Annotated in this window: 11 protein-coding genes; 2 read left to right on the top strand and 9 right to left on the bottom strand. The window is 71.5% G+C overall.

Annotation, left to right across the window (positions count from 1 at the left end; translation table 11 throughout):
• Positions 1 to 130: 130 nt before the first annotated feature.
• The 7 genes from ACFY8W_RS07285 to ACFY8W_RS07255 form a co-directional block, all read right to left on the bottom strand.
• Positions 131 to 502: a hypothetical protein gene (locus ACFY8W_RS07285; RefSeq protein WP_391101283.1), complete on the bottom strand. Its 372-nt coding sequence runs from the start codon at positions 500 to 502 to the stop codon at positions 131 to 133.
• Positions 499 to 1,122 carry a sigma-70 family RNA polymerase sigma factor gene (locus ACFY8W_RS07280; RefSeq protein ID WP_391101281.1) on the bottom strand — a complete coding sequence of 208 codons (624 nt, stop codon included), beginning with the start codon at positions 1,120 to 1,122 and terminating at the stop codon, positions 499 to 501. Before ACFY8W_RS07280 ends, ACFY8W_RS07285 begins: the two co-directional genes overlap by 4 nt.
• A gap of 237 nt (positions 1,123 to 1,359) precedes the next feature.
• On the bottom strand, positions 1,360 to 2,598 hold the full coding sequence (locus ACFY8W_RS07275; RefSeq protein ID WP_391101279.1) for an aminotransferase class I/II-fold pyridoxal phosphate-dependent enzyme: 1,239 nt from the start codon (positions 2,596 to 2,598) through the stop codon (positions 1,360 to 1,362).
• Between the two features lie 19 nt (positions 2,599 to 2,617).
• Positions 2,618 to 3,721: an SIS domain-containing protein gene (locus ACFY8W_RS07270; RefSeq protein ID WP_391101277.1), complete on the bottom strand. Its 1,104-nt coding sequence runs from the start codon at positions 3,719 to 3,721 to the stop codon at positions 2,618 to 2,620.
• Positions 3,722 to 3,801: 80 nt separating this feature from the next.
• The gene (locus tag ACFY8W_RS07265) at positions 3,802 to 4,542 is read right to left on the bottom strand and encodes a glucose 1-dehydrogenase (protein ID WP_391101275.1); all 741 of its coding nucleotides are present in this window, start codon (positions 4,540 to 4,542) and stop codon (positions 3,802 to 3,804) included.
• Between the two features lie 126 nt (positions 4,543 to 4,668).
• Entirely contained in the window at positions 4,669 to 5,337 is a 669-nt protein-coding gene (locus ACFY8W_RS07260; protein ID WP_391101272.1) for a methyltransferase domain-containing protein, read from the bottom strand.
• Positions 5,338 to 5,423: 86 nt separating this feature from the next.
• Entirely contained in the window at positions 5,424 to 6,185 is a 762-nt protein-coding gene (locus tag ACFY8W_RS07255; protein ID WP_391101270.1) for a dienelactone hydrolase family protein, read from the bottom strand.
• 394 nt (positions 6,186 to 6,579) lie between these two features.
• On the opposite strand from ACFY8W_RS07255, the gene ACFY8W_RS07250 reads away from it, so the two are divergent.
• Positions 6,580 to 7,188, top strand: a complete 609-nt coding sequence (locus ACFY8W_RS07250; RefSeq protein ID WP_391101773.1) for an ATP-dependent Clp protease proteolytic subunit — start codon at positions 6,580 to 6,582, stop codon at positions 7,186 to 7,188.
• 55 nt (positions 7,189 to 7,243) lie between these two features.
• A complete protein-coding gene (locus tag ACFY8W_RS07245; protein WP_391101268.1) occupies positions 7,244 to 7,912 on the top strand; it encodes an ATP-dependent Clp protease proteolytic subunit in 669 nt (222 codons plus the stop codon).
• Between the two features lie 166 nt (positions 7,913 to 8,078).
• Here the strand turns inward: ACFY8W_RS07245 and ACFY8W_RS07240 are convergent, their stop codons facing one another.
• Together ACFY8W_RS07240 and ACFY8W_RS07235 are read right to left on the bottom strand one after the other, a co-directional pair.
• Positions 8,079 to 8,894: a helix-turn-helix domain-containing protein gene (locus tag ACFY8W_RS07240; protein WP_391101266.1), complete on the bottom strand. Its 816-nt coding sequence runs from the start codon at positions 8,892 to 8,894 to the stop codon at positions 8,079 to 8,081.
• A gap of 241 nt (positions 8,895 to 9,135) precedes the next feature.
• Positions 9,136 to 16,293, bottom strand: a complete 7,158-nt coding sequence (locus ACFY8W_RS07235) for an amino acid adenylation domain-containing protein (protein ID WP_391101264.1) — start codon at positions 16,291 to 16,293, stop codon at positions 9,136 to 9,138.
• Positions 16,294 to 16,507: the final 214 nt, after the last annotated feature.

Here is a 16,507-nt window from a genome sequence, read left to right as displayed (position 1 = left end):
CGGGGGGAGTGTCGGTGATTCTCGTAACCATCCCGTCAACGATGCGTAAACGGCGCGTCCCCGCAAGGGGTTGATGCCGACGGGACGGGTGTTCTCCGGCGGGCGGTCCACGGCGCAGGCCGTGGACCGGTCACCGGGAAGCGGCCGGCACCTTGGTGTCGGCGGTGTGGCCCTCGCCGGCCTTCGCCGCCGGGTTGGCCTTGGTGATGGTGCAGACGCCGTCGACGCACTGGCGCTCGAGGCGGCCGCGGGAGATCGTCTGCGCGAGGCCGACCATCCAGCAGGTGGGGCAGCCCTTGAAGGCGATCAGGGACAGCGGGGCCGCCAGCAGGACAGCCGGGCCGGCGACCGGCACCATGGCGATCGAGCCGATGATCAGCCCGAAGCCGATGACACCGCGCGCCAGGTGGCGCGGGACGGACTTGCTGGCGAAGTTGGGCGCCGCGGGCTTCGCGGGCGTGGTGACCTGGAGCTGCGTGGGAGCGGTCTTCACGGTGTTCACGGTCGTGGTTCTCCTCCGACTTGTTGGCCGACGGCGTCGTCCGACGCCCGATCGGCGGCTTGGTCGAGTGGTTGTTCGGTCGCGGTGAGTGACTGGCGCAGCGTGGCGCGGGCCCGGTGCAGCCGCGACTTCATCGCGGCGGTGCTCAGACCGAGCGCATGGGCGACGGTCTTGCCGGGCAGGCCCTGGATGTCACGCATGATCAGGACCTGTCGCTGGTCACGCGGAAGGGCGCTGACCGCCGCGGCGATCCGCTCCACCTCCAGCCGGTGCAGCACCGCGTCCTCGGCGGACGGTTCCGCGCAGACCTCCGGCTCGGCCGACGTCTCGTCGCTCCGCGAGACGAGCAGCCGTACCTGCCGGAGGCATTCGTTGCGCACGATCCGGAACATCCATGAGGCAAGCGCGCCGGTGGCCCGCAAGGTGCCGATCTTCCTGTAGAGGATGATCAACGCCTCCTGTGCCGCGTCCTCCGCGTCCTGCGGCGAGGCGCACAGCGAGATGGCGAACTTGCGCACATGAGGCTGCGACTCCATGACGACGGTGGTGAGCGACGAGACGTCACCGTCCTGCGCGGCCTTGATCAAGCGATCGTCCGGCCATTGGAAGCGTGGATTCATGTGCTAACTCATACCCGGAAGGCGCCCCGCGCGCAGGGCGCGGGTCAGGCGCGGCTCTTCTTGAAGCGGCGCAGCAGGTGCCAGCTGCAAGCGCCCACAGCCAGGACTCCGACGACGATGAGCGCAGTGATCATTGGTGTTTCCTCCCGGTTCGGCCGGCCCGTTCGGCCGGTACACACATAGGAGGAGGGGAGGTCCGGAAAGGATTCGCCTCCGGCGAAGATTTTTTTTCGAGTGTCAGGAGGACCGCTCCGCGGCGCCCGTGGACCTCGCCCCCGCGCCCTCCTTCGCCGCCGCCCCGAGGCGCGCCACCGCCTCGGCGACGGCCTCCGCGGACTTGCAGAACGCGAAGCGGGCCAGCCACCGGGGCGCGTCGGCCCGCCGGTGGAAGGCGGAGCAGGGGATCGCCACCACTCCGGCGCGCACCGGAAGGTCGCGGCAGAACTCCACGTCGTCGGTGTAGCCCCAGCCCCGCACGTCCGCCAGGACGAAGTAGCCGCCCTCGCCGGGGAAGGCGGGCAGCCCCGCCGCCTCGAGGCCGTTCCTCAGCAGGTCGCGGCGGCAGGACAGTTCCTCGCGGAGTTCGCCGGCCCACTCCTCGACGTCCCACAGCGCCCCGGCCACCGCGGCCTGGAAGGGCGTGCCGGCGGCGAAGGTGACGAACTGCTTGACGGAGAGGAGGGCGTCCACCAGCGGGGCCGGCCCGCAGGCCCAGCCGATCCGCCAGCCGGTGACGTTGAACGTCTTGCCCGCCCCGGAGACGACGAGGGTGCGCTCCCGCATGCCGGGCAGCGCGGCGATGGTGCGGTGGCGCCGGCCGTCGTAGGTCAGGTGCTCGTAGACCTCGTCGGCGACGACGACCACCCCGTGCTCCCTGCACAGGCCGGCGACGACGGCGAGTTCCTCGTCGGTGAACACCTTTCCGGTCGGGTTGTGCGGGGTGTTGAGGAGCAGTACCCGGGTGCGCGGCCCGAAGCCGGCCCGCAGGGCGGCCTCGTCCAGGACGAAGCCCTCGTCCGCCGCGGCCAGGGGTACGGTCACCAGCCGGGCGCCGGCCAGGTCGGCGCAGGCCGAGTAGGCGTCGTAGCAGGGGTCGAAGGTGAGGACCTCGTCCCCCGGGTCGCAGAAGGCGAGCATCGCGGCGGACAGCGCCTCGGTGGCGCCGGCGGTGACGACCACCTCGGTGTCCGGCCGGTACCGGACACCGGTGGTGCGCCGCCGGTAGGAGGCCACGGCCTCACGGAGCTCGGGGAGCCCGGCCGCCGGGGAGTACTGGTTGAGTCCCTGCTCCACGGCCGCGGTGACCGCGGCCGTCAGGCCGGCGGGAGCGGCCATGGCGGGCGCTCCCTGTCCCACGTCGACGGCCCCGGTACGGACGGCCAGTTCCCTCATCTCGCTGAAGACCGAGGGCCGGAAGTGCTGTATACGGTCGGCCCGGTCACGGACCGGGGCCGGCGGGCGGTCGGGCTCGCGCACGGTGTCCGGGGCCTCCGTCCTAGTCCCGGGCCAGTTCCGCGCGGATGGTGTCCCCGTGGTACCAGGGGTTGCCGGCGGCCTCGGAGATCAGGTTGCGCGACGCGGTGTCGTACACCCGGCCCAGGTCCAGCGTCAGGTACTGGATCAGTTCGAGCGCGGTGAAGTACTTCCGCATGAAGGTGGGCTGGTCCAGCGGGACCGCGGTCACCTCGATGTTGCGGTTCTGCGGCAGGTCGCTGGTCAGCAGGCCGATCAGGTTCGCCATCTTCTCCTTCGTGTACGCGTCGTCCTCGTCGTCCTGGAGGATCAGCACGCTGTGCTTGCGCGAGGGGTCGGAGAGGGTCGCGACCTCGCTGTGGCAGAACTCGTGGAAGTAGTTCCGCGTGGCCGGGACCATCGCGATCTCGTTGAGGTGCATCTTGGCCAGCTTCAGCAGGCTCTCGTGCCACTTGGGGGAGGCCACCATGATGACGTTGGCGTTCTCGCTGCGCGCCGCGGCGGCGCGGGCCAGCTCGCGGTGGGCCGGGGTGAAGTCGCTCGCCAGGTGGTCGGGGAGCGCCGCCACCTCGGCGCGGAAGTCCTGCGAGATCAGGCCCAGTTCGTAGAACATGTCGAGGAGGATCGCGAAGTACTGCCCGACGTGGAACAGCGGGTACTCGCGGTCCGGCTCGCTGAGCTGCCAGCGGGCGATGGAGACTCCGTGCTCCTTGCCCAGGTCTCCCAGCTTGCCGCCCGAGGTGAGCAGCAGTACCCGGTCGTGGGCGTGCGCGAGCCGGTGGAAGACGTGCAGCGGCTCGTTGGAGTGGCCGCTGTAGGAGCTGAGGATGACGAGGGTGCGCTCGTCCTCGATGACGGACTCCGGTATGAGGTAGCGGAAGTCGTAGTCGTTGAAGACGTGGAACTCGAGCTCGGTGTCGACGGAGGTGAAGAAGGCCCGCACGACGTCGGAGACGATGGCCGAGCAGCCCATGCCGGTGAAGACGACCCGCTTGAAGTGACCGTTCTTCATCCGGTCCCGGAGGGCGGGGGTGATCTCGGCGATCGAGTACTCGTCCGGCTTGCGGAAGCCGTCCCGGTACTGCTTGGTCAGAAACTCCTCGTACCGATCGATGCGCGACTGCATGGGGGTGTTCCCTTTCGCTTGTCCGTGAGGGGTGAGGTCCTGGGGGTGGGGGACCTCGGGGGTTCGCGACGGGTGCGCCGCTACCACATGAACTGGCCGCCGTCGACGATGAACTTCTGGCCCGTGATGTAGGCGGCCTTCGGGCCCACCAGGAACTCCAGCGCGTCGGCCATCTCCTCCGGACTGCCGATCCGGCCCTGGGGGATCTCGGCGAGCAGCCGGTCCAGGTGCTCGGGCTCGTCCGTACGGAAGCGCGTGCGCATCTCCTCGGTGTCGATCATTCCGGGGATCAGCGCGTTGACGCGGACGGCCGGGGCGAGCTCCAGCGCCAGGCACTTGGTGAGGTGGAGCAGACCGGCCTTGCTGGCGCAGTAGTTGGCGCCGTTGAGCCGCGGCCGGATGCCGGTGGTGGCGGCCACGTTGATCACGGATCCGCCGCCGGCCTCGAGCATGGCCGGGGCCAGGGCCCTGGTCATGTAGAAGGGGCCGGACAGGTTCGCCGCGATGACCTGGTCCCAGTCCGGGACGGTCATGTCGAGGAAGGGCCCGTCGATGTTGCGGCCCGCGTTGTTGACGAGCACGGCCGGGGTCCCGTGGTCCGCCAGGACGAGCCTGGTCACCCGGGCGACGTCGTCGGCGTCGGCCACGTCGGCCCGTAACGCCGTGAAACCGTCGCCCAGTTCCTTCGCGGCGAGGTCGGCGGACTCCTGGTCGCTCCGGTAGAGGGCGACGACCCGGTGGCCCGTCGCCACCAGCCGCCGGCTGAGGCTCACCCCGATTCCCTTGGTCCCCCCGGTGACGACGGCAAGGCGTTCCTGCATGGAAGCTCCCTCGAACTGACAGCTGTTCGGGGATCACCCTTCACGGCGGGAGCGCGCGTAACCAGAACGTCGCCATGGTGGTAGTCCGACTACCACTTCCGCCGGGCCGCCGGAGGGACCGGGATCTCAGACCTCCTTTCCGGCCATGACGACCACGCCCGGCCCGGTGTGCTCGTCCGCCGGGATCCGGAGTTCGGCCACCGTGTGCAGTCCGGCCCGTTCGATCAGGTCCACGAGCTGTTCCGGCTGCCATCGGTGCGTCGTCCAGCGGACGGGTACGCCTCCGTAGGCCTCGGTGCGCAGCAGGTCGCCGTCGCCGACGTGGGTCGCGGCGATGAGGAACCCGCCGGGCTTCAACGCGCGCGAGAACGAGGCGAGGACCTGGGGAAGCACGTCACGGGGCAGGTTGAACAGCGACCACCAGCCGAGCACGCCGCCGAGGGACGCCTCCCCGAGCTCGAGGTCGGTGGCGGAGGCGACGTCGAAGCGGCACTGCGGATGAAGGCGGCGTGCGTTCTCGATCATGCGGGGGGACAGGTCCACCCCGGACACGTCGAGACCGCGTTCGTCGAGGTAGGCGGTCACCGTGCCGGGGCCGCAGCCGACGTCGAGGACGGGGCCGAGGCCGCCCACGCTGTCGGCGAAGGCGTCGATCGACGCCTTGAGCCAGGGATGGCGGCGGATGTCGCCGATTCCCGTGGTCACGACCATGTCGGCGTAGTTGTCGGCCACCCGGTCGTAGGACTCGCGTACGACGTCGAGATCGGCCGGCCGGTCAATTCGCTGAGCGTGCATCGGCCCACCTTAGGACGGCGCGGCGGTCCCGGCAGGAGCCGGGACCGCGGTCGCCGACGGGATCCCCGATCACTCCGGATCCCCGCTCACTCCGGCACGAGCGGCCGCTCGGTCACGGGCGGGCACTCCGTCAGGGGCACGCACTCGGCGAGCAGGTCGACGACGTCGCGCCAGGCCCGCCGCGCGTGCCGTGGGTGGTACCCGACGCCGGGGACCACGGCCTGGTCGACGGGCGGGTGGTGGAAGGCGTGCAGGGCGCCGCCGTAGACCACGAGCCGCCAGTCGACGCCGGCGGCCTCTATCTCCGCGGTGAACGCTTCCCGTTGCGCGGACGGCATGATCGGGTCCGCGGATCCGACGCCGGCCCAGACCGGGCAGCGAATGCGTGCGGCCTCGCCCGGTCTGCCCGTGGTCAGGCCGTTGACCGTCCCGATCGCGCGCAGGTCGACGCCGTCGCGCCCGAGTTCCAGCGCGATGGCGCCCCCGGTGCCGTAGCCGACGGCGGCGATGCGGTCGGGATCGGTGCGCGGCTCGGCGCGCAGCACGTCGAGCGCCGCGTGGCCGATGGCCCGCATCCGGTCGGGGTCGGCGAGCAGGGGCAGCACGCGCGCCAGCATCTCCTCGGGGTCGGTGTACCAGCGCCCGCCGTTGATGTCGAAGGCGAGCGCCACGTACCCCAGCTCTGCGAGGGCGTCGGCCCGGCGGCGCTGGAAGTCGTTGAGCCCCGGCCCCTCCGGTCCGACCAGGACCGCGGGCCTGCGGTCGGCGCCGGCGGGGAGCGCGAGGTGCCCGACCATCGTCAGGCCGTCCGCCGGGTACGCGATCGTCCGCGTGGTCACCGTCGTCATGTGGCCGGATTCTAGTGATCGTCGAGCCGGCGCCATGGTGAGCGGGCCGCACCGGACCTGGCCGAATTTGTTTTCCCATTCTTTCGGTATGCACCGTTCTCGGTGGGACCTCGGCCGGTGACCTGTGGCCACCAGCCCTGTCGCAAGCGCAAACAGACACCCTTTCAAGCCATTCGGAACTCACAACCGGGGACTGTCTCCGCTCTCAGCGAACGAATCGGCAGCCACGGCGCCACCGGCTTGAGCGCGTGTTAGCTTCGCCATATGTGAGGGTGGGGGTGTTCACTCCCGCTTCGCTGACCGAACGGACGGAGCCCGGCCGGACCGGGGCCTCGCAAGGAAAGAGGAGTGAAATCAGATGGGCGCTCAGCAGTTCCCGCTCGCGTCACACCGGATGCCGCCTTACGGCCTCGAAGGACCCGGTGACAGCCACGGCGGTGACGCCGTCTACAACCGGCTTCTGAACGACCGGATCGTCTTCCTCGGAAAGGAAGTCGACGACGAAATCGCGAACCGCATCACCGCTCAGCTGCTGATGCTCGCCACGGACCCGACCCGTGACATCTATCTGTACATCAATTCCCCCGGCGGCTCGGTCACCGCGGGAATGGCCGTGTACGACACGATGCAGTACATCAAGAACGACGTCGTCACCATCGCCATGGGGTTCTGCGCCTCCATGGGCCAGTTCCTGCTCACCGCGGGCACGCCCGGCAAGCGCTTCGCGCTGCCGCACACCAAGATCCTGATGCACCAGCCCTCGGCCGGATTCGCCGGCTCCGCCTCGGACATCAAGATCTACGTGGACCAGCTCAAGCGCACCAAGCTGGAGATGGCCGAGCTCATCGCCCAGCACTCCGGGCAGACCACCGAGACGATCACCCGCGACTCGGACCGCGACCGCTGGTTCACCGCCCAGGAGGCCAAGGACTACGGCCTGATCGACGAGGTCATCCAGGCGACGTCCGACGCCCCCGGCGTGGGCGCGGTCCTGCCCCGCTGACCCTCTCCCGCCTCCCGGCGGATCCAGCACCCATCCCACCCGGAGGACCCCGCCCATGAGCACGCCCACCTCTTCCCCGGCACCCGGTCCGGCAGGCTCCGGCGCCATGCTCCCGCAGAGCCGCTACATCGTGCCGCGCTTCATCGAGCGCACGTCGCAGGGCACCAGGGAGTACGACCCGTACGCCAAGCTCTTCGAGGAGCGCATCATCTTCCTCGGCCAGGAGGTCGACGACGTCGTGGCGAACGACGTCATGGCCCAGCTGTTATGCCTGGAGTCCATCGACCCCGACCGGGACATCTCCCTGTACATCAACTCGCCCGGCGGGTCGCTGACGGCGCTCACCGCCGTCTACGACACCATGCAGTTCGTCAAGCCCGACATCCAGACCGTCTGCCTCGGGCAGGCCAGTTCGGTGGCCGCCGTGATCCTGGCCACCGGTACGCCCGGCAAGCGCACCGCCCTGCCCAGCGCCCGGATCACCCTGCAGCAGCCGCACAGCCACGGCACGCAGGGCCAGATCTCCGACCTGGTGATCCAGGCCGGCGAGGTGCAGCGCCAGCGCGAGCTGGTGGAGGGCATGCTCGCCGCGCACACCCGGCGGGACCTGCCCCAGATCCGCGAGGACGTCGAGCGGGACAACGTCCTCACCGCCGAGCAGGCCCTGGAGTTCGGCCTGATCGACCACGTCATCAGCCCGCGCTCTCTTGTCGGCGCCCGCTGAGCCGTTCCCGTCCGCCGGGGCCGGGGAGTCCGCTCCCCGGCCCCGGCTCGTCTCCGTCCCGGGTTGCCCTGCTCCGGTCCGTCCCCGTAACGGGTTGCCGTGCTCCGGTCCGTCCCTGTTCCGCCCGTCTCCCTTCCGGCCCGCCGCTGCCCGTGCTCGTCGCCGCTCAGCGGCCGGACAGCTGCGGCAGGTGGTAGACGACCTCCAGCGACGGATGCATGCCGTCGGCGAGGATGACCAGTCGCATCGGGACCGTGCCGCGCCTCGGGTGGCGCAGCCGCCGGAACTGCGGCCCCGTGTTGAGCACCCGGTACTCGTCCCACCAGGTCCGGAAGTCGGCGCTCACCTGCCTGAGGTCCTCGACCATCTCGCTGACGTAGCTGCGGCCGGGGTGGCCGGCCGACACCGCGCGCAGCCGGCCCACCTGGTCCCGGGCGTCGCGCCGCCAGTCGGCCAGTCGCACCCTCGCCTCGGGCGTGGTGAACAGCCACCAGAGCAGGTTCCGGCGGGTCTCCGGCATGCGCCCGAAATCCGTGTACCACTCGGCGGTGGCCTCGTTCCAGCCGAGGACGTCACCCACCTTGTTGACGATGTAGGCGGGGTTGGGGCTCAGCGAGTCGGCCACCTGCTGCAGCGCGGCCTCGGTGGGGGCGTGCCGCCTTTCGATGCGCTGGGGAAAGGTCCTGCTGTGGACGAGCTGGTGGATGTACTCGCGCTCGTGTTCGGCCAGATTGAGCGCACCGGCCAGGCTGTCCAGGACCTTGGAGGAAGGAGAAACGTTCCTTCCCTGTTCGAGCAGCGTGTACCAGGTGAGGCTCAGCCCCGCGAGTGCCGCGACTTCCTCCCGGCGCAGGCCGGGTGTGCGCCGCCTGGGTCCGTTCGGGAGGTCGACGTCCGCCGGGCTGAGGCTTTCGCGTCGAGTCCGTAAGAAACTGGCGAGTTCCTGCCTGCTGACTTCGTTGTCAAAAGCAACGCCATTCATCAAACTTCTTCTTCCCCGATTGAGAATTCCAATACAACCGCCGTGTGTCCATGTTCTACGCATGTCCTAAGGCAGCCTTAAGGCATACGTGGCGGATGAATTGAGGAGAAGTCAACGTTTGGAGGCCGTGCTCGGCGGGTACCGGGACCGTCCTTTCTGTGTAATTCCGGCTGCAAACCATGGAGGGGCGCGGCAGGGAGGGCGGAGCCGGTCGGGGCAGCCGGCTCCGCCGCTCGTCCTGCTACAGACCCTCCGCCGCCCGTGCCACGTGCTCGGCCACGGCCGCGACGTGCGGCTCCTCCAGGAGCACCAGGTGGTCGCCGGGCACCTCGACCACCTCGACCCGGCCGGTGGTCAGTTCCCGCCAGCCGTTCGACGGGTCCTCGTGGAGGCTGTGGGCCGCCCCGTGCATCGGCTGCAGCACCTCGGGCAGGGGAGCGGTGGCCCGCAGCAGCACCAGGTCCTCGTGGCTCCGCTCGGGACGGTAGGTCAGCAGCGCGTGCCAGTGCGCCTTGAACATCGCGAAGAGACGGCGCACCGCACTCCGCGAGCCTTCCGCCGGCAGGATGCCCGCGGCCGTGGCGCGCTCCACGACGAAGTCGAACTTGCCGTCGGCGTCGAGGCCCTCGGGGATGGCCTCCAGCGGCGTCTGGCCGCCCTGCTCCATCCACAGCAGCTCCCAGAAGAACCACTCGAGCAGTGAGCCGTCGGCGATGTCCGGCCGTTCACCGGGGGCGACGGCGATCGGGTCGATGAGGATCAGGGAGGCGACGTCCTCGGGATGGGTACGGCGCAGCTGGCGGGCCATCTCGAAGGCGATGAACCCGCCGAACGACCAGCCGCCGATGACGTACGGGCCCTCGGGCCGGACCCGCCGGACGGCCTCCAGGTAGCGGGCGGCGATCTCCGGTACGGAGTCGGACGGTTCGACGCCCGGGTGGGTGCCGGCGGCCTGGAGCGCGTACACCGGCCGGTCCTCGGGCAGGTGCCGGGTCAGCCCCAGGTAGCAGAGCACGTTGCCGCCCAGCGGGTGGACGAGGAACATCGGCGGGCGGCTGCCCGTCGTCCGGATCGGGACGACCGGGTCGTAGGCCACGCCCGCCTCCCGCTCCCGCAACCGCTCCGCGAGCCCGGCGACGGTGGGAGTGGCGATGAGGGCCGACAGCGGGACGTTGACCCCGAAGAGCTTCTCGATCGACACCACGAGCCGCATCGCCGTCAACGAGGTGCCGCCGAGCGCGAAGAAGTCGTCGTGCACACCGACCTCCGGCACGTGCAGGAGCTCGGCGAGGACCTCCGCCAGCGCGCGTTCCCGGTCGTCGCGCGGCGCGACCCGGCCGGCGCCCACGCGGGAGGCCAGGGCCGTGCGGCGCAGCTGCGCGTCGTCCCGCTTCCCGCTCGGCGTCAGCGGCAGCGCGGGCAGCCACGCGAAGTGCGAGGGCACCATGTAGTCGGGCAGCAGCCCGCGCAGCCGCGCCCTGAGGTCGTCGACCGGTGCCGCTCCCTCCTCGCCGACCAGGAAGGCGGCGAGGAAGGCGTCGGCGCCGTCCCGGTGGCGGGCCACGACCGCGACCTCCCGGACGCCGGGGTACTCGTCGGTCAGCTTGGTCAGCGCCAGCTCCACCTCCGCCAGTTCGACGCGGAAGCCGCGCACCTTGACCTGGGAGTCCTCCCGGCCGAGCCAGACCAGGTCGCCGCCCGGCAGCAGGCGGGCCAGGTCGCCGGTGCGGTACAGGCGCTCGCCCGGCCGGCCCCAGGGATGGGGGACGAAGCGCTCGTCGGTCAGGTCGGGCCGCCCCAGGTAGCCGTGGGCCAGGCACACGCCGCCGATGTGGATGACGCCCTTCGCGCCGGGCGGCACGGGCCGCATGTCGGCGTCGAGCACGTACAGGTCGATGCCGTCCAGGGGCCTGCCGATCGGCGGCAGCGCCGGGAACTCCGCCGGGTCGCCGGACATCGTGAAGCTGGTGAGCAGGTGCGTCTCGGTGGGGCCGTACTGGTTCTCCAGCACCGTTCCCGGCACGGCGGCGCAGAAGCGGCGGATCTCGTCCGTGACGCGCAGCTGCTCGCCGGAGGACACGATCACGCGCAGCGCGGCCGGACGGATGCCGAGGGCCTCGGACGCCTCGGCGAGCTGCTGGAGCGCGACGTACGGCAGGAACACCCGCTCGACCGCCTCCCGGTCGAGCAGCCGCAGCAGCGCGGGCATGTCCCGCCGCTCCTCCTCGCGCACGAGCTGGAGGGTCCCGCCGCCGCACAGCGTCGAGAAGATCTCCTGGAACGAGACGTCGAAGCTCAGCGGCGCGAACTGCAGCGTCTTCCCGCCGGCCGCCCCGCTGGCCGCCGGGATCTGCCACTCCATGTAGTTGGCCAGCGTCCGGTGCGGCAGCATCACGCCCTTGGGCTCACCGGTCGACCCGGACGTGAACAGGATGTACGCGGTCGTCTCCCCGTCGACGGCGGGCAGCGCCACCGGTTCCCGGCCGTCGTCCGCGGCGAGCGCCTCGTCCAGCGGCAGCACCTCGGCGCCCGGGAAGAGGGCGGCGTGCCGCTCGGGAGCGAGCACCCGGAAGGGCTTCGCGCGGTCGACCATCAGCGCGAGCCGCTCCGCGGGATACGTCACGTCCATGGGGACGCAGGCCGCGCCCGCCTTGGCGATGCCGAGCACCGCCGCGATCACCTCGGGCGAGCGGTCCATCGCCAGCCCCACGTGTGCCCCGGGCCCGGCGCCCAGGCGCACCAGGCGCCGGGCCACCCGGTCCGCGGCCTCGCCGAGCCGCCGGTAGGTCCACCGCTGGTCCTCGAAGGCCACGGCGATCGCGTCCGGTGTCGTGGCGACCCGCTCGTCGAAACGGTCGGTGACCAGGGCGGGCAGCGCGTCCCGGGGTGCCGGCGCGACGGCCTCGGCGAGGAAGCCGAAGTCGACGGCCTCGTCGGGCCGTTCGACGATCCGGCGCAGCAGATCCAGGTAGACCCGGCCCAGCTGCTCGGCCTGCGTCCGGGTGAAGACGCGGCCGTCGTGGTCCATGCGCAGCCAGATCCGCTTGTCCGCGGGGTCGACGACCGCGTTGACCAGGAGCTTGAAGTTCGTCTCCTCGTAGGTGCGGAAGTCCGTCAGCTCCACGCCGGTGTTCTGCAGCAGCTCGCTGAGGACGCGCGGGTTGACGTAGTTGAAGGCCGTCTCGACCACGGTGTCGCCGCCGAGGTCCTCCTGGATGGCGCTCAGCGGGTAGTGGCGGTGGGGGTGCGCCTCCTGCTCCTGCAGATGGGCCTCGCGCACCACGTCCAGCCAGCTGCGCCGGCCCGGACCGATGCGGATGGGCGTCGTCCCGAGGAACAGGCCCGCGACCCGGTCGGCACCGGCGAGCTCCGGCCGCCCGTGCATGACCAGGCCGGTCACCACGTCGTCCGTGCCGCCGAACAGCCGCAGCAGCAGACAGTGCGCCGCGAACAGCACGGACTTGACGGGAACGGACCGCTCCCGGGTGAGGCGCCGCAGCGCCTCCCCGAGCCCGTCGGGAAGCTCCACCCGGTGCGCGAAGACGCCCTCGGAGCCCGGCGCCTCGTACGGGCGGAAGCCGTCGAACTGCACGGGCTCCGCCCCGGCGAGCTTGTGCCGCCAGAAGCTCCGGCCGGCCTCGGAGGCCAGGGCCCGCCGCTCGTCGAGCACGTAGTGCGCGGCGGACGGAATCGGACCGTCCGCGACGGGCTCCACGTCACGTCCCAGCTCGTGCAGGTAGTCCTGGATCAGCTCCCGGACCAGGGTCGCCACGCTCCAGCCGTCGAGGATCGCGTGGTGGAAGCTGAGGACGAGCTCCACCGAGTCCGGCAGCGCGTGGGCGCGGAAGAGGTGGAGCGGCGGGCGCTCGAAGTCGTAGGCGTGGTGGCGGCGTTCCTCGATGTGCGCCTGGATGACCGCCTCGGCCTCCTCGGCACCGGCCGCGCGCAGGTCGACGGTCTCGAGCCCGCCGTCGACCTGCGGGTGGACGGTCTGCAGGGGCTCGGAGAAGCCGGCCAGGGCGAAGCCCGTCCTCAGCACCGGATGGCGCGCGGTGAGCCGGCCGAACGCCGTGCGCAGCGCCTCCTCCTGCCACGGGAGGCGCAGTGAGTAGCGGAACACGTCGTGGTACACGGCGGAGTTCTCGTGCTCGCGGCTGTGGTAGAGCAGGCCGAGCTGGAGTCGGGTCGCGGGATAGGCGTCGGCCAGACCGGTCAGCCGGGCCCGGTCCACGGCCGGCACCAGGGCGAAGGGTTCGAGCGGCGCCGCGTCCGCCGGGGCGGCCGAGCCGCGCACGCGTCCGGCGAGACCGGCCACCGTGGGGTCGAGCACCAGGTCGGCCAGGGTGAAGTGGACGCCCCGCTTCTCCGCCAGGGCGCGGATCCTCAGCATGAGGATGGAGTCGCCGCCCAGGGCGTAGTAGTTCTGGTGGATTCCCACCCGCTCCACGCCGAGCACCTCGGACCAGACGGCGGCCAGCGCGGCCTCGACCTCGTCGCGCGGCGCCTCGTCGGCGGCCGCGGACAGCTCGGGCGCCGGGAGCCGGCGGCGGTCGGTCTTGCCGTTCGGGGTCAGCGGGATCGCGTCGAGACGCCGGAAGTGGGCGGGGATCATGTAGCCGGGCAGGGTGGCGGCCAGGTGACCGCGCAGCACCGCCGGGTCCAGCTCCTCGTCGGCGGTGTAGTAGCCGACGAGGAAGGTGCCGCGGCCGTCCGACCGGTGGTCGGTGACGGCCGCCGCCCGGACGCCGGGGCAGGTCGCCAGGCGGTCCTGGACCTCGCCCAGTTCGACGCGGTTGCCGCGGATCTTCACCTGTCCGTCGATCCGGCCCAGGTACTCGAGGTCGCCGCCCGCCAGGCGGCGCACCAGGTCGCCGGTGCGGTACATGCGGCCGCCGGGCACGAACGGGTCGTCGGTGAACTTCTCCCGGGTCAGCTCCGGCCGGTTCAGGTAGCCGCGGGCCACGCCCACGCCCGCGATGCACAGCTCGCCGGGCGCGCCGGCCGGCTGCGGGCCGCCGTCCGCGTCGAGCACGTACAGGCGGGTGTTGTCGATGGGCCGGCCGATCGGCACCCGGCCCACCGGCCGTGCGGGGTCGGCGGGGCAGTCGAAGGAGGAGACGTCGACGGTGGCCTCGGTCGGCCCGTACAGGTTGACGAGGCGGGGCGCCGTCCTCCCGTCCCGGGCGAAGAGCCGGTTGAAGCGGTCGACCAGGACGGGCGGGAGCGCCTCGCCGCTGCAGAACACGTGGTGCAGCGAGCGGGCGTCGTCGAGCAGCGCGGGCGAGTCCTCGAGGAGGTCGAGGAAGCCGGCGAACATCGACGGTACGAAGTGGACGACGCCCACCCGACGGCGGGCGATCGTGCGCAGGATCTCCCGCGGGTCCTTCTCGCCGCCCGGCGGCAGAAGGGCGAGCGAGGCCCCCTCGACGGCCCACCAGAACAGCTCCCACACCGAGACGTCGAAGGAGACGGGCGTCTTCTGCAGCAGGACGTCCCCCTCGCCGAGGGGGTAGCGGCGCTGCATCCAGGCCAGGCGGTTGATCACCGAACGGTGCTCGACGACCGCGCCCTTCGGCCTGCCCGTGGAGCCCGAGGTGTAGATGACGTAGGCCGGGTCGCGCGGCCCGGCGGCCGGCTCCAGGGGCGCGCCGGAGAGCCGCGGGAGCTCCTCCACGTCCAGGACGGGGACCTCGCCGAAGCCGGCCACCGCCGCACCGGCCGCGCCGCCTGCGACCAGGACGGCCTTGGCGCCCGAGTCCTCGACGAGGAAACGGATCCGCTCCGCGGGGTAGTCCGGGGCCACCGGCGTGTAGGCGCCGCCCGACTTCAGTACGCCGAGGATGGCGGCCGGCAGGGACAGACAGCGTTCCATGAGCACCGCGACGCGGTCACCGGGCCGTACGCCGCGCTCCCGCAGCACCCGCGCGACCCGGTCGGCCCGTTCGTCGAGCGCGGCGAAGGTGAGCGACTGCCCGGTGACGTCGTCGACGACGGCCGTACGGTCCGGGGTGCGGGCCGCCTGCTCCTCGAACAGCCCGTGGAGCGTCCGGTCCGCGGCGTAGTCCCGGGCCGTGTCGTTGCAGCCGTCCACGAGGGCCGCCCGCTCGTCGGCGCCCAGCATGGAGATCTCGGCGAGCGGCCGGTCCGGGGCGTCCAGGGTGCGCTCGACGATGGCCTTCAGGTGGCGGCCCACCGCCTCGACGGGGAAGTCCTCGTCGAAGACGTCGCAGCCGTAGTCCATGTCGACGAGGAGGTCGCTGACGTCGTCGAGTTCGTTGACGACGACCGCCAGGGCGTCCGTGTCGTGGGCGCGGGCCTGCACCACGGTCCCATAGGACAGGCCGGGGATCTCCTGCTGCCGCGGCCAGCGCAGGTGGGCGACGGTCACGTCGAACAGGCGGCGCGGCCCGTCGCCGCCGTGCGGGCCGAGGTCCCGCAGCACGTCGCCCAGGGCCAGCCGCTCGTGCGGCTTGAGGGCGCGGGTGGCGCCCTGGACCTCGGCCACGAGCTCGGTCATGGTCTTGCGGCCCGACGGGCGGGCCGTCAGCGGCAGGGTGTTGGCGAAGTGGCCGACCGTGCGTCGCTGTTCGTCGGCGGGCCGGTTGAGCAGGGGGACGCCGAGCACGACCTCGTCGGTGCGCAGCACGCGGGAGAGGTAGACGGAGAAGGCGGCCGATACGAACGCGAAGACCGACTCGCCGCGCTCGCGGATGCGGTTCACCAGGGCCCGCTCGATGACGAAGCTGTGGCGTGCGCTGCGGCGTGCGCCGCTGGCCTCCTTGCGGGGGAAGAACTCGGGGACGACGCCCGCCATGGACGCGCGGAAGAAGTCCCGGTCCGCCTGGTGCTCCGGAGAGGCGCGGTACGCGCTCTCGGCGCGGACGAAGTCGGCGTACTGCGGGGCGTCGGCCGTGAGCGGGAGACCGGTGCGCAGGACGTGCTCGTAGTCGGCACGGACCCGCGTCATGAAGAGGTTGAGGCCCCAGGCGTCGGCGACGATGTGATGGGCCTTGACGTGCGCGTGGACGACGGAGCCGGACTCCACGAGGAGCGTCAGCTCGGACGTCCGTCCGCCGCCCAGGTCGAAGGGCCGGTCGAAGGAGTCGCGTATCCACCGGCGGCAGGCGGCCGCCGGATCCGGTTCGGCACTCAGGTCGACGGTACGGACCTCGGGCGCGTCGGCGAGCCACTGGTGGGGCGTGCCCTCCACCTCGCCGAAACGCAGCCGGAAGGCGTCGGCGGCCCCGGCCGCCCGGTGCAGGCATTCCGCCAGGACGCCGAGGTCGACGGAGCCCCGGAAGCTGTCGTAGATCTGGCAGTTGAACTGGGGATTCTCCGGAAAATTGGAATTGGCCGCCCAGACGTCACGCTGATACGCCGTCAGTGGGATATGCGCCATGGCATTCACAAGCTCGGTCCCCTCGCACGCACAAAGTCTGCTGATCCGCGCCCGATCCTGCCCGGCCGTGCGGAACACATCCAGAGCGCGGGAATCCTGGTAGTCGGAGTACTTGGCTGGCGGGCTTTTCCGGGAAAGCTTTTCGGTCTTGTGGGCGAACGGGTTACGGGTCGCAGGTGCGGCTCCGGCGCCGCTAAGTGCAGGGATGCGGGAG

It is taken from the genome of Streptomyces sp. NPDC012637, assembly GCF_042954805.1.
GTDB lineage: Bacteria > Actinomycetota > Actinomycetes > Streptomycetales > Streptomycetaceae > Streptomyces.
This window is presented reverse-complemented; position numbering and strand designations above follow the sequence as displayed.

Excerpts from the sequence above, each read along its gene's own strand:
- ACFY8W_RS07280 (WP_391101281.1), bottom strand. The coding sequence starts at position 1,122 with ATGAATCCACGCTTCCAATGGCCGGACGATCGCTTGATCAAGGCCGCG.
- ACFY8W_RS07270 (WP_391101277.1), bottom strand. The coding sequence starts at position 3,721 with ATGCAGTCGCGCATCGATCGGTACGAGGAGTTTCTGACCAAGCAGTAC.
- ACFY8W_RS07265 (WP_391101275.1), bottom strand. The coding sequence starts at position 4,542 with ATGCAGGAACGCCTTGCCGTCGTCACCGGGGGGACCAAGGGAATCGGG.
- ACFY8W_RS07260 (WP_391101272.1), bottom strand. The coding sequence starts at position 5,337 with ATGCACGCTCAGCGAATTGACCGGCCGGCCGATCTCGACGTCGTACGC.
- ACFY8W_RS07255 (WP_391101270.1), bottom strand. The coding sequence starts at position 6,185 with ATGACGACGGTGACCACGCGGACGATCGCGTACCCGGCGGACGGCCTG.
- ACFY8W_RS07250 (WP_391101773.1), top strand. The coding sequence starts at position 6,580 with ATGCCGCCTTACGGCCTCGAAGGACCCGGTGACAGCCACGGCGGTGAC.
- ACFY8W_RS07245 (WP_391101268.1), top strand. The coding sequence starts at position 7,244 with ATGAGCACGCCCACCTCTTCCCCGGCACCCGGTCCGGCAGGCTCCGGC.
- ACFY8W_RS07240 (WP_391101266.1), bottom strand. The coding sequence starts at position 8,894 with ATGAATGGCGTTGCTTTTGACAACGAAGTCAGCAGGCAGGAACTCGCC.
- ACFY8W_RS07235 (WP_391101264.1), bottom strand. The coding sequence starts at position 16,293 with ATGGCGCATATCCCACTGACGGCGTATCAGCGTGACGTCTGGGCGGCC.